The sequence below is a fragment of the Acidovorax sp. 62 genome (assembly GCF_002754495.1).
Classification (GTDB): domain Bacteria; phylum Pseudomonadota; class Gammaproteobacteria; order Burkholderiales; family Burkholderiaceae_C; genus Acidovorax.
The window spans coordinates 307,629-321,173 of the sequence record NZ_PEFJ01000001.1 but is presented as its reverse complement, the minus strand read 5'-3'; the positions used below and the strand labels follow the sequence as shown (position 1 = coordinate 321,173).

Annotated in this window: 7 protein-coding genes; 2 read left to right on the top strand and 5 right to left on the bottom strand. The window is 59.5% G+C overall.

What is annotated here, in order from left to right; translation table 11 throughout:
- The first annotated feature begins 57 nt into the window (after window positions 1-57).
- Together CLU86_RS01435 and CLU86_RS01430 are read left to right on the top strand one after the other, a co-directional pair.
- A complete protein-coding gene (locus CLU86_RS01435; protein WP_099740337.1) occupies window positions 58-2,721 on the top strand; it encodes an EAL domain-containing protein in 2,664 nt (887 codons plus the stop codon).
- Window positions 2,722-3,286: 565 nt separating this feature from the next.
- Window positions 3,287-3,877: a hypothetical protein gene (locus CLU86_RS01430; RefSeq protein ID WP_099740336.1), complete on the top strand. Its 591-nt coding sequence runs from the start codon at window positions 3,287-3,289 to the stop codon at window positions 3,875-3,877.
- 288 nt (window positions 3,878-4,165) lie between these two features.
- Here CLU86_RS01430 and CLU86_RS01425 read toward each other — a convergent pair whose 3' ends face one another.
- The 5 genes from CLU86_RS01425 to CLU86_RS01395 all read right to left on the bottom strand — a co-directional run bounded on the left by CLU86_RS01425 (window position 4,166) and on the right by CLU86_RS01395 (window position 13,139).
- Complete coding sequence (locus CLU86_RS01425; protein ID WP_143226638.1) at window positions 4,166-6,601, bottom strand: hypothetical protein; 2,436 nt, start codon at window positions 6,599-6,601, stop codon at window positions 4,166-4,168.
- 4 nt (window positions 6,602-6,605) lie between these two features.
- Window positions 6,606-7,676: a PIN domain-containing protein gene (locus tag CLU86_RS01420; RefSeq protein ID WP_099740334.1), complete on the bottom strand. Its 1,071-nt coding sequence runs from the start codon at window positions 7,674-7,676 to the stop codon at window positions 6,606-6,608.
- 406 nt (window positions 7,677-8,082) lie between these two features.
- Window positions 8,083-9,221 (bottom strand): IS3 family transposase gene (locus tag CLU86_RS01410; protein ID WP_369803799.1). Its coding sequence is split into 2 segments (ribosomal slippage): window positions 8,083-8,972 and window positions 8,972-9,221, totalling 1,140 coding nucleotides; the frame shifts between segments, so codons are not numbered across the junction.
- A gap of 751 nt (window positions 9,222-9,972) precedes the next feature.
- Window positions 9,973-10,503: a hypothetical protein gene (locus CLU86_RS01400; protein WP_099740331.1), complete on the bottom strand. Its 531-nt coding sequence runs from the start codon at window positions 10,501-10,503 to the stop codon at window positions 9,973-9,975.
- Between the two features lie 233 nt (window positions 10,504-10,736).
- Window positions 10,737-13,139, bottom strand: coding sequence for a DNA polymerase II (locus CLU86_RS01395; RefSeq protein WP_099740330.1), 2,403 nt, complete (start codon window positions 13,137-13,139; stop codon window positions 10,737-10,739).
- Window positions 13,140-13,545 lie beyond the last annotated feature (406 nt).

Genomic DNA, 13,545 nt, shown 5'->3' with positions numbered 1-13,545 from the left:
TTTACAAAATGCTGCAACCCCCGGATGATGGGCCTCCACCTACTCCGGCGGAGGCCCATGTTCCTTGAACTGGTCAAAGGCGTTGCACTGCTTCTGGCGCTGTGCTTTTTGCATGGCGTCAACATCCGTGTCTGGCGACAAAAGCCCCTGATCGGGCAGATCGTGTCGGGCGCCCTGTTTGGCGGCATTTGCGTGGTGGGCATGCTGCTGCCCGTGGTGCTGATGCCCGGCGTGATCTTTGATGCGCGCTCGGTCGTGCTGTGTATGGCGGGCCTGTTTGGCGGGCCTGTGGTCGCCATCATTGCGGGCACCCTGACCATGGGCTGGCGCCTGTGGATTGGCGGTGCGGGCATGGGCGTGGGCCTGCTGGTGGTGGTGATTTGTGTGGCGCTGGGCCTGCTGTACCGGCAGGCCCGCCAGCGCGGCAAGCTGGATGTAGAGCCGCGCACCTTGCTGCTTTTTGGGCTGCTGGTGCACCTGGCTGTGGTGGGGGCATTTCAGCTGCTGCCAGAGCCAGCGGTGCAACGCATCAACCAGACCGTGGCACTGCCCTTCGTGCTGATCTTCACCGTGGCCACCTTGCTGCTGGGCATGCTGCTGAAAGACGTGGAAGAGCGCTTGAACACCGAAAGGGCCTTGAGCGAGAGTTCTGCCCGGCTGCGCGCCATCACGCAGGCCATCCCCGACGTGCTGCTGGTGTTGGACCGCAACGGGCGCTACCTGGAAGTGCTGTCCAACGACAAGACGGCCCTGGTCGCCAGCGCCAAGGACTTGCTAGGCAAGCAGCTGAGCGATGTGCTGCCGCCCGACCAGACGCAGTTGTATCTGCGGCTGATCCAGGAAACCCTGCGCACGGGCCACACCCAAACGCTCGAATACGAAATTCGCACCCTCGACGGCCTTCGCCAATTCGAGGGGCGCACCCAACCCCTGGGGGTGCCCGTGCAGGGGGACAAGGCGGTGGTGCTGCTGGCGCGCGACATCACTGCACGCAAGCAGGCGGAGGCGGCGTTGCGTGAATCCGAGCTGCGGTTTCGCTCACTGCTGCTGAACATACCGTCCATCTCGGTGCAGGGCTACCTGACCGATGGCACCACCAGCTACTGGAACAAGGCCTCGGAAACCCTGTACGGCTACACCGCACAAGAGGCCATGGGCAGCAACCTGTTTGAGCTCATCATCCCGCCCGTGATGCGCGACACCGTGCGCACCCATGTGGAGCAAATGTTTGCCACCGGAGAGGTGATCCCGGCGGGAGAGTTGCAACTGCAACGCAGAGACGGCAGCTTGGTCGACGTGTTCTCCAGCCATGCCTACATCCAGGTGCCCGGCCAGCCCCCCGAGATGTTCTGCATCGACATCGACATCTCTGGCCGCAAAGCCGCCGAAGACGAAGCCCGTTACCTGGCCTTTTACGACGCCCTGACGGAGCTGCCCAATCGGCGCCTGCTGGTGGACCGGCTGCAGCAAGTGTTGGCAGGCAGCACCCGCAGCGGCATGGCCACGGCCGTGCTGTTTGTAGACCTGGACAACTTTAAAACGCTGAACGACACCCGCGGGCATGAGGTGGGTGACATGCTGCTGACCGAGGTGGCACGCCGCCTGCAAAGCCATGTACGTGAGCTGGACACCGTGGCACGCCTAGGCGGCGATGAATTTGTGGTGGTGCTGCAAAACCTGGGCACGGACCCCACCGAGGCCGCCGACCAGGCCCGTATGCTGGGCGACATGCTGCGCGCCCGCCTGGCACAGCCTTACGACCTGGCCGGGCATGAGCACCACTGCTCTGCCAGCATCGGCATCACGCTGCTGCACGGACAGCGCACCACGGTGGACGAAATCCTCAAACAGGCCGACATGGCGATGTACCGCGCCAAAGACGCGGGGCGCAACACGCTGCGCTTTTTTGACCCGGACATGCAGCAGGCCGTCAACCGCCGTGCCACGCTGGAAGCCGAGCTGCACAACGGCCTCAAACAAGGGCAGTTTTTGCTGCTGTACCAGCCCCAGGTCGATGAAACCGGCCGCATCCAGGGCGCCGAAGCCCTGGTGCGCTGGCAGCACCCCGAGCACGGTATGGTGCCGCCCGGTGAGTTCATTGCCCTGGCAGAAGACACAGGCCTCATCGTGCCCCTGGGCCTGTGGGTGATGGAAACCGCCCTGCGCCAGCAAGCCCAATGGCGCAACGTCCCGGCCCTTGCACACCTCACCCTTGCCATCAACGTCAGCGCGCGCCAGTTCCACCAGGACGATTTTGTGACCCAGGTGCTGAACCTGCTGCACACCACCGGCGCCGACCCCACCCACATCAAGCTGGAGCTGACCGAGAGCCTGCTGCTCAAAAACGTGGACAGCGTCATCACCACCATGCGCGCACTGCGGGCCTACGGCCTGGGTTTTTCGCTCGACGACTTCGGCACCGGCTATTCATCGCTCAGCTACCTCAAACGACTGCCGCTGGACCAAATCAAGATTGACCAGGGCTTTGTGCGAGACGCCCTGGTGGACCCCAACGATGCAGCCATCGCCCGCTCCATCATCGCGCTGGCGGGCAGCCTGGGCCTGTCGGTTATCGCAGAGGGGGTGGAAACCGAGGCACACCATCAGTTTCTGCTGTACCACGGGTGCAAGGCGTTCCAGGGCTACTTCTTTGGCCGCCCGCAGACACAAGCCGCTTTTGAAGGCTTGGTACTGAGTGAGCACTACGGGGAGTATCAGTAGGCGGAGACTGAGTTGCTGCAGGTTTAAAGGACGCTCGATGAGCTTGGGGCGGTGTCAACGGAACCTGCAGCAGCCCAGGTCAGCGCTGCAGCGATTGCTGTTATCCAAACCGTGCCATCTAAGGCGCACTATCGGGCAAGAGCTGCCGCTGTCGGTTTGAGAAAGCACTCGCCGAATGTTTGCATTCACTGGCAGCAGCAGTCCCTGGGTTCGCATGACGAGTCAAGCGCCGTAGGTTTCGCTCCATTTGCCATTCGGTTTACAGCGTCGCGTATAGCGTTTGGGCGACAGCGCGGCGCCTCTATCCACGAGCTTCAGGGTATGTGGTCACAACGATGCCAAGCACTCTGCGATTAGCACTCTGAACCAAAGCTGGGCGGGATGCGAGTCATTGCGTCGATGCCAAACCAGATCGAATACGATTTCAGGCAATGCGATCGGAGGCTGAAAAACGCCAACTGGCGACCAGCCGGCGCCGGGCATGCTCGTGCGCCCCTGTCAGCCTAGCCGCCTTGCGGCCACCGCTTCAGGACGAGCGCGTCTTGCCGATAACGAGAAGGTTACGATGAAAAGCCTCCTCGCTCTGCTGCTGGTCAGCGCCTGCTTTCAGGCGCAGTCCGCCGACCTGCCTCCCTGCGACAAGGCGGTGCGTTTCAGTGCGGCTTGGTTCGCCGACCCGGAAGTGGACAACGCCAAACCGGCCGCCGAACTGACGAAGATCGGCGCGGGCGCCGGCCGCAGCGGTACGCAACTCGGCCACGTCGTTGTCGAGACCAAGCTGGCGGTGATCCCGCAGACCAGTTGCCAGGGCGTCGTCGTGCGGCTGGATTACATCAAACCGGTGCTGCGCGTGGCCAGCGAGATCCCGCCGGGCAGCTGTGCTTATGCACACGTAATGAAACACGAGCAGACCCATGTGCGCATTCACCGCGACATCGCGCGCCAGTTCCGCGAGCTGGACTATCCCTGGGCCTCGGGCGGCAGCAGCGCGGGCATCCTGGTCTACGCGAAACAGGAACTCAGCCGCCTGATGCAAGCCCAGGTGCAGTTCGATAGCCCAGAGGAATACGCCAGCAACTTCAGTGCGTGCGGTGGTGAGATCACGCGGCTGGTGAAGCCCGCGGCGCCTACCAAGTCGGGGCAGACACCGGGTTGAGGCAACCGCCTTGCGCGAAGGCTGATTGGTCGCGCCTTGGGCTGGACCAGACTGATGCCGACGGTCAGGCTTGCTGCCGCCGAGACCGGAGTGAGCCACCGCGCCGACCTTCGACTGCGCCACTTGTTGCGCCCCCGCAGCTAACAGGGGTGTGGGTATAGAGCTACTCGCGTGGCTCGCGGGGGCGTCGGCACATGATTGCAGCAGCGCGCGCTCCTGACGGCCGATTTCCCACGGAGGTATAGGCGACCTCGGCACGCGGTGCCCCATCGGACGCCTTACCGGTCTCTACTCCTCGCCGTACTCAAACTTCCTAAGAGCAATCGACTCGTCGGTGCGGCGACGCTCACTGTCCCGCATTGCTTCCAGTTCGGCGATGTACTTGGCAGCAAACGCCCGGACGCGCTCGCGTGGGTCCTCCAACCAGTCCAAGACTTCAAGGCGCTTCTTATCGTAGGCCTCAGACATCCCGTACTCGCCGGAAACCACTCCCGTGCTTTGGAGAGCTATCGACACCTCGTGAAGTAGCTCGCTGCTTGGAGGAAGCGCTTGGATAAGATGTTTAGCAACCGGGTGGATGAAGCTCTGCCCGTCGTAAGCGCGAAGGACGCTAGATACGAAGTACAGCTCCGCCTCACGCGCTGTTCGAATCAGATTGACCAGCGAATCTTGGAACGCCTCAGGGAACTTTGGGAAGACTAGCTGCAGCAGCTTGGCCCCTCGATATTGAAATAGCGATTGGTCCTTGCTGTACCAGTCGAAGACTCGCTGCACGACCATCGGTGCATTTGCTGCCAATGGCTCATGGAGAGAGTGGAACTGGTACGGCAGCTCATCGTAGCCGCCGTCATCCTCATGCCCCGCTGCGTGAGTACCCTCATCCGGCTCGTACACCCTTGCGCACAGGAAGTCGACAACGTCGCCTGGTTCGTGCTCCGCAATGACAGCAAGGACGTCCTCTGCCTGGTAATCGATGACCGGCAGGAAGCGCAGATTCCCCAAGACCTCTTTCCGCTCGGCTGGGGTGAGCTGGGCAACAACTTCCTTCGCTTCCTTCCGGTACCAGATGTCACTAACCCAGCGAGAGTCTTTGAGCGCGGTCAGCTCCCGTAGTGAGTGCAGGAACAAGTTCTTGAGTGGTTCCCGCTGTCCGTCGTCATCCGACCGAGCAATTCCGACCGCCGCGACCTGGCGCAACACAAAGGCGTCCTGAAGCTGGACGGCCTTGGCGAGAATCTGCTCAACCACTTCGAGGTCGACGCTCTTTGTCGACAAGAACAACTTCGCACAGGCGTACAGGGGCGACTTGGCTTCAGAAGTCGCATGCTCGATCCAGCCGCGCATGATTGGAAGGAGTTCAGCCTTCTTGTCGCTGTCCCACACTCCACGAAGAATTGGAATCAGGAAGGCCGACAGCCGGTCCGACTCGTTGACCAGGAGGTCCAGCGCGAAGTTCGGATAGGAACCAGCGACGTTTGCTAGGAACTCGTAGAAGACCGGGAAGGTCGCCATGTCGGTCGACTCGGTCTGAGCGAACGTCAGGATTCGCTGCTTCCAGACATCAAAGCCATCTTGCTGAACACGCACCACCAAAACATCTGCATCCGCCGCTCTGCGTTTCTGTGCTGTAGTGATGTACGAACTATCTCCTCCAGGCCCGGTCCACTCCCCGAAGACTCCCTCAAATCCGATGAGGGTCTTGTAGATGGTGTACTCGCCGTTGGCATCGATGATTGCCTTGACCGCAAGAGCGGAAGACCTGACCTCATCCGAGCGGCTGTGATAATGAATCCAGTAGCTGTCGTGCTCAATCTTCTGGACTATCTGTAGGTCCGACTCACGTGCAGCGATACGTGCAAACAGATCCAGGACTTCTTGCGCGTTCGCCGCGATCATCTCCACGTATTGCTTGTCGACTGCAGAGCGAATGTCTGCACGAGCCGCTGCATTCAGCGTCCTAATCGCAGAGAGCTTCTGGCGCTTAGTTTCGGCGAAGCCGTAGATTCTCTTGAGAAGGTCGACGCTCCTTCGCCTCACCGTCGGGACGTCACCAGCTGCAGGGGTAACCGCACGCGATAAAGTGACCGCTGTTGACGACCAACGGGCTGATTCCATCGAAGTTGATAGCAAACCCTCCAGCAGCGTAAGGACGCCGCTCAAATGCTCCAGCAAGAAGCCGTCGGTTTTTCCCTCAAGGGTGTCGATGATCTCCATTTGAGGTGCCGCACCGATGCCTCGCCGGCGGCCCTCTTCAGTACCATAGAAGACGGACAAGTTGTACTGCGCCAGACTGCGCAAAGCGTCGCTCGCAGCTTTCCTCACGGACTCTTCCGAGTGGGCCTCTGCCCAGAGAAGAACATCGGTGACAGCTGCAGTTTCTAGGTATCTGAGGCCGGACATGACCGTGATGGCTTTGATCATCAGGGTGTGAGCGCCGCGGTACCTGCTCAAGGACTCGCCCCAGCCACTGAACTCTTCTGGGTGCTGCAACTCACGGCTTTCCACGATGCGCAAGAACTGGCTCAGCGCAGCCACCGCATCCTTGCTTCGTCGAGATCCCACGATGGCGAGGACTTCGAGCGCAAACTCAAGCGCGTCGTACTGCGAGCCTTCGAGCAGCGCGGCGAAGGCTTCTGCGCAGGCTCGTCCAACCGCTTCTTCAGCAGCAGGTGTTTGCGACTGAGCCAAACGCTCCAGCACCTTGATGCGCGTTGCGGAATCCACGGTGTCAGCCTCCCAGCCCAGTGAGCTTGATCATCTCTTCCTCGACGAGCTCCGTTGCTCGCTGAGCGTGGACGCCGTCCACGCGGAGGTAGTTGTTGCCGGTGTCCCGAATCATTCCGGCCAGCGCCAGCCGCTCGAGGACATTTCGCGCAGCATCGACCGCTGCTCCCGACTGCACGAGCAGATTGATCGCCTCCTGTTTGCCAGCTCTCCCCAGATAGCTGATTAATCCAAGAGCCTTTTCCTCCAACGACCGGAAGAAATCCCTAGCTGGCGCTACAACGTCCAGTCTTTCCCCAGGGGGGGCTGCTACGGTCGGTACATCGGGCACGTTCTGCTTGATGTCGCCAGGCAGAACTGGCGCCACAACGGGCCCTTCGTCACCGGCCGCCGTCGGCTCATCGGGCTCGTCGCCCAACCTCAGGTCACCTGGCTCCAGCGCCTTTGCGGCGGCAAGCCGCACCTTCAGAAGACTGACTGCCGCGTGTAAATTCTGCGGGCCGCAGTCGACAGGCGTAATGAGCAAGTCTCGGTTCTCTGCCTCCTTCAGCAGGGCGTCATCAAACTTGCTGTCGCGATAGAACGCCCGCATGTCGCGAGACGCAAATACAAGCTCCGACCCTGCCGGCAAACTCAGCAGGCACTCCCAGATCAAGCAATCCTTGATGTCCTGATTTGCCTTCATAGCGGGCTTGCGCCCCTCGACCGCCCGGTCAAGCGCGGCTGCCTTCAGATCCGCCGAGGCACTAATTTCGAAGGTGATATCTTTCAGGTCGCCCAAAAATTTGGGGCCGTGCGCCTCCCAGAATTTGGCCTGCGGCAGGGCTGCCGTCACCCTATGTCCGCTCAACGTTTCCAGCTTCGACAGCACGGCCTCCGCATCTTCGTGCGCTGACGACGCGACCTTTGCGTAGTTGGACAAATACTCCGCCCGCGAAACCTCGGGCAGTGCAATCTGAGCTCGCAACGCGCGAAGCAAGCGGACAACCTCTGGCCCGCCCTTCTTTGCCAGAAGATGCGTGTCGTAGACGACGGTGTTGGCGTCACAAAAGAAGAATAAGGGTCTGCCGATCATGGGGAATGGATCGTACCTGACCCAACTTTATGCAAGATTTGTCGTCGCCGAAGCCGGACTGCCGACTTGCGTCGAGCTGGAGAGCCTTGGGCGCGCAACCTGCGTTTCAGTACTAGGCGTTGCGTGGCCCTCGTCGGCGAGGGCCTAGCGTCCTCATCGTTAGTGATTCTCCGCCTCAAAATACTGTCCTCGTCTGAAACTTCCCGGGAGTCGCACTGCACGCGCTACCGTCGTTCGGAAGCGTCGTATGTATCAGTTGCTCGCGACGGCGCACATGTTCGCCACGCACTTGTTGCAGGCCGGCTGCGACAGCCGAACCGTGCTGGAACTCCTGCACCACTCGGATGTGGCGACGACCATGATTTGCACCTGCGTGTTGGACTTCACCCGGTTTCGTAGACATATTTCAACTTCCGTTTCGAAGTTGTTCGAATGCCAGCGGACTCAGTTGGTCTAGGTGACTGTGCCGACGGATTCGATTGTAAAAACCTTCGATGTAGTCAAACACATCTGACTTGGCGTCTTGCCTGGTGGCATAGATATGGCGTTTGACTCTCTCCTTCTTCAAGCTGCTGAAGAAGGACTCTGCTACCGCGTTGTCCCAACAGTTTCCACGTCGGCTCATGCTTGGCACCAATTGGTTGTCCTTGCACCAGCGGGCGAAGTCGTCACTGCCAAACTGACTTCCTTGGTCGGAATGGATCATCACTGGACCCGTTGGGCGCCTGCGCCACACTGCCATCGTGAGCGCATCCAACACCAACTCTGTAGCCATGCTGGAGTTCATCGCCCAGCCGACCACCATGCGCGAGTACAGGTCAATTACGGCCGTTAGGTACAACCAGCCCTCATGGGTTCGGATATAGGTAATGTCGGTGACCCACACTTGGTTCGGTAGCGTGACCGTGAACTCACGTTGCAACCGGTTCGGTGCGGCAGTCGCAGGAAGACCGACTCGGTAGCGTGGCCGCTTGTAACCACGCACTGAGCGCAGTTGGGCCTGGCGCATCAGGCGTGCTACACGTTTTTGACCGCACGCCATACCGTCCTCTCGCAAGTCCCGCAGGATGCGTGGGCTTCCATAAATCCCATGGCTGTCGTCAAAGGATTGCCGAATGCTTGCCAGCAAAACATCATCGGCTAAGGCGCGTTTGGACTTTGGATTGGCCTTCCAAGCGTAATAGCCACTGCGCTGTACGCGCAGAACGCGGCACATGCTGCTGAGCCGGAACTGGCCTTTATGTTCGGCCATGAATGCGTACTTCACCCGGACAGCTTGGCAAAGTACGTTGCGGCCTTTTTTAGGATGTCGCGCTCCTCATTGGCCCTTTTGAGCTCCGCTTTGAGCCGGGATACCTCGGCCTTGAGCTGGCTTGTCTCTGCCCCCCCTGCGCTCGATTGCTCTTTGGCAAGCCGCACCCACAGGTACAGGCTTTTGTCTGACATGCCCAATCGATTGGCTACATCCACTACCCCATGACCACGCTCGGTCACCTGTTTGACGGCTTCTGCCTTGAACTCAGCCGGGTATCGCACTCTCTTCATTTCTCACTCTCCAGTTCAATTTCGACCTTGATAGGTGTCTATTGAACCGGGTGAAGTCCAAACCAATAGTTCGTCTCTGCCAGAAGATATCGATTGACCGCAGCCACCACAAATTAACCTTCTTTGATTTCTTGACATTCAAAGTCCTCGAAGTCGCTTGGTTTCGCATCCAGGGTGATTGCATTAGCTCTGACCGCTGATCCCTCTGGTATTGCAAGAGTTGAGAAAGTCTTCGTAGTTGATTTTGGGCGTGAAGTCCTGTGTGTCATCCGATCCAAAAATGCCTGCACTGTAGCCGCCGTGCGTGTCGAGGTTACTGCCATTCAGGAGATGACCAACTGCGATTTCCACGCAATGGCGCGCACCGGAGGGTATCTTGAGTAAACCAAACGTGGCGTACGTTGACCGTTTTTTGGACAAGAACCAGCAATGCCCAGCCAATACCGAAGGTCACCGCGAACAAGATAAGACACATGCTGGGATTGCCGCATGCTGGGGCATCGAGCACATGTCAAACCAGATTCGGCGTAGGTATCTCGAACTCCGTTGCGACAAAAAGCGCCAGCTACGCAAGCACTGCTAGTGTGAACGAGACCACGACCCAGCCGACTGCGGGACAATGAAGAACAAGGGCGATTAAATCGCGTCCTCTGTCTGTGCTTGACTTGGCAGCCTTGGTCTCGCCAGGGACGTCTTCTTGTGCAAGGATGTGGGCAGCAACAACCCGGATTTCCGGGACTAGTCGAACTCTTCAGCCATTGATTGTGATCAAAACTTGTTCAGGCTTAACGCCAAAACGAAGCGCAATACCAGTCTTTGCTTCTTCCAAACTCAGTCCTGTCCGAGAATTACGCGCCATTGAGCTTGCCTCCTTCTTGAGAGGGGCTTCCAGCATCGGCATAAGTTTGAAATCTAGGGTGTCGACGTTGATGCCAATTTCATCCAAGGTCGTGTACCGGACGGGATTTCTGTTGCCCGGCCATGCCTCCGGAACAGAAATTTCCGCGTAATGGCTGATCATGATGATGCTTCGATCTGACTCCGCTTGATCTTCAGTGGAAGGCACAACTTTACTGACCCTTCCTACTAAAAATGCTTCCTTGTGGGGAGCTGAAGCCTGCCCCCAATCATCTGCGAATCCACGGTTTTGGACGCAAACAAGGTACCCACAACTAGCGGCCCTTTGTGCATCAAGGACCCAAGCTTGCGACCCCCCTTCAGACAAAATTCGGTCAATGCCGCGCGCAGTGAATACTGAAACCGCCGAGTTATCTTGAGCCATGCCATCTCCACTAAAGTATATCCAAAGTATAAACTAATTTTCAATTCATGCATGAAATACATATACATTCTTTATACTTCAAGTACTAAACCGCTGCAGGGCGACCTTTCTGCAGTTGCGATGGGCCGAAACCGTCAGTCAAATGTGCCGTTCGTCGAAACGGCGAACAGCTAACACGTCACCACACACGCGCTCGGCAGTTCGATCGTTGTGGTGAACATTGGTCCCCTGCCCTAAAAAAGCGCCTTCTGCGCGCTCGTCAATGCCACAAAGCTTTCCCCCAACGGCTGAAGAATCGCATCAGCAATGGGCTGCAGTTGCTTGACGAAGTAGTGCTCATAGTCAATGCGCGAATGCCGGGCCTCCAGAGGCTCGGGGCCGCTTTGCGTCATCACGTACTCGATCCAGCCACCACGCTGGTACTGCTGTGGCCGGTTCAACTTCACGTTATGTGCGTCAGCGATGCGCGCTGCGCGCACTTGCGGCGGTACATTGACCTCGTAGGCATCGAGCCGGTGGCGCAGACGCTTGCGGTAGAGGAGCAGCGCATCCATCTGGCCATCCAGCATGGATCGCGCATAGTCGGCGACGAACGCCCGATAGGGCTCTCCGTGGAAGATGCGTGACAGCAAGCCCTCCTGGAACTGGCGCGCCAGCGGGGTCCAGTCGCTGCGGGCCATTTCCAGCCCACGGTAGACCATCTCCTCCCGTCCCTCTTCATCGACGCTCAGGCCAGCGTAGCGCTTCTTGCTGCCGACATCCGAGCCTCGGATGGTGGGCATGAAGAACTTGGCGTAGTGGGTGTCGAACTCGATCTCGAGGAAGTTCTCCAGCTGCTGCTCGTCCCGCAGCTTGCCTGTCCACCAGCTGTTGATCTCCTTCACCAGTTCGGCTGCAATGGCGTGCGCCTCTGCGTTGGCATGGGTGCGTTTGAGCCAGACGAAGATGGAGTCGGTATCTCCGTAGATGACCTGGTATCCGCGCTGCTCCACGAACGTCCGGGTGAGCTTCATCACCTCGTGGCCCCGCAGGGTCACGGCAGACACCAGCTTGGGATTGAAGAAGCGGCACTCGGACGCGCCCAGCACACCGGCAAAGGAGTTCATAAGCAGCTTCAGGGCCTGCGACAGGGGCTGGTTTCGCACCCGCTTGGCTTCGTCCCGGGCATTTGACAGGGTGGTCACGATGTCGGGCAGACAGTGTTTCTCGCGCGAGAACAGCGTGCCTTGCGGCCCCTGGACCAAGCCGGTCTGGATGTTGGCACTCTCTCCCTCGGCCAGGCCCACGGGATCCACCAGGAAGGTCCGGATGATGGAGGGGTACAGGCTCTTGTAGTCCAGGACCACGACGGAGTCGTAGAAGCCTGGGGTGGAGTCCATCACATAGCCGCCGGGGTAGGCCTTGGCGGCGATGTCACCCACGTTCGGCGCCACGTAGCCCAGGCGGTGCATGCGTGGCAGGTAGTGATGGCTGAACGCGGCGATGGAGCCTCCGAAGTGATCTATCTGCAAGCCTGTCGTCTGGGCTCGCTCCAGCACGAACGGCAGCAACTCCAGCTTGTCGAAGATGCGCAGGACGAGGGCGCAGTCGCGGATGTTGTAGCTTGCTAGCGCGGGCTTGTCTTCCTGGTAGCGCCGCTCTATCTCAGCCATCTTGTCGTAGGCATCGCCGATCTCCTTGCCCTCGCCGAGCAGTTTCTGAGAGACCGCTTCGAGGCTGAACGACGGGAAGCTCCACATGCCCGCCCTGAGCGCTTCGATGCCATCGACGACGACACGTCCGGGCATTGGAGCGAACAGGTAGCCTTGCCGGCCGGGGTGTGTCCGCCACGCGATGGGACGCCGTTCACGTCCGAGCAGCAGTTGCACGGAGTTTGCATCGGCAGTCTTCTGCAGTACCCGCAGATCGAACTGGATCACGTTCCAGCCGATGATGACGTCCGGGTCATGGGCATCAAACCAGGCATTGAGCTGCTCGATCATCTCCTGGCGAGTTGGGCAGTACACAAGCCTGAAGTCCATCGGCGATAAAGCTGGCGTCGACTCTGAAGCTGGCACTGGCGCCTCCCCCAGCATGAAGACCACCCGGTCACCCGCGCCATCCAGTGCGATCGAGTACAGCTCTTCGGTAGCGCTCGTCTCGATGTCCAGCGACACCACTTTCAACACCGGGCGCCAACCGGACGCGGGCTTCAATCTGCCGTCGATGATGGTCGAGTCTTCGCGCTGGCCTCCCTCCACGAGGACACCAGCTGTGATGAACCGCTCCATCAGGTAGCGGTCATGCGGCCGCACATCCGCTTCGTACAGCGGGATCCCCAGTGGCTGGAGTGCGCGCGCCAGCTTGCCGAGATCGCGGAACCTGCGGGCGTAGACACCGATGACAGGATCCTGGTCGAACGTCTTCAGACCGAACTCCTTGACCTCTAGGTCCTGCAGGCTCGCCAGCGGGACATGTGCAGCTGCCCTGTATCGGACCGGGAGGAAGGCGACTGAAGTCTGCTGCTTCAGAAGTACTTTCTTCGGCCCCTGGTCGGTGGCCAGCCAGTATTCGATCTCAGTGCCGTCCGGCAGATCGCGCCAGTTGCGGGTGAGGAGGAAGCCCCGGAGTTCGGGGGGTGTCGGGGCTGGGGACATCAGGTGGGACGAAAGACGCTAGCGCGCGAAGTCTGCAGAAATTTGCGAGGAAGTGAGGGGTGTTGGGACGCTCTTGCACGAAATACTGATTTTATATACAGTATATTGAGACAAACGAGGAGAATGCCATGGACAAGCCCTGCCGCTACGTATTCCGGCCCGCACGACCCACCCCTGCGTTTTTGCGCCGTATTTGGGCATGGCTGTGAGGAAAGCACCATGTGTGCCTTAGAAGTCAGCGTGGAACGCGCTGCATCCTGGAATCTTCAGCTGGGCGCTCCTGGCCTACCGAATCTCTGATTTCAGACTGCCTAATCGACCGTTTGAGGCTGGTTGCCGCCGCCCAATACACCGTGCGCGAATGTCCGCTCACACTGAAAGCTGTCATCGATGTTCAAGCTCGCAA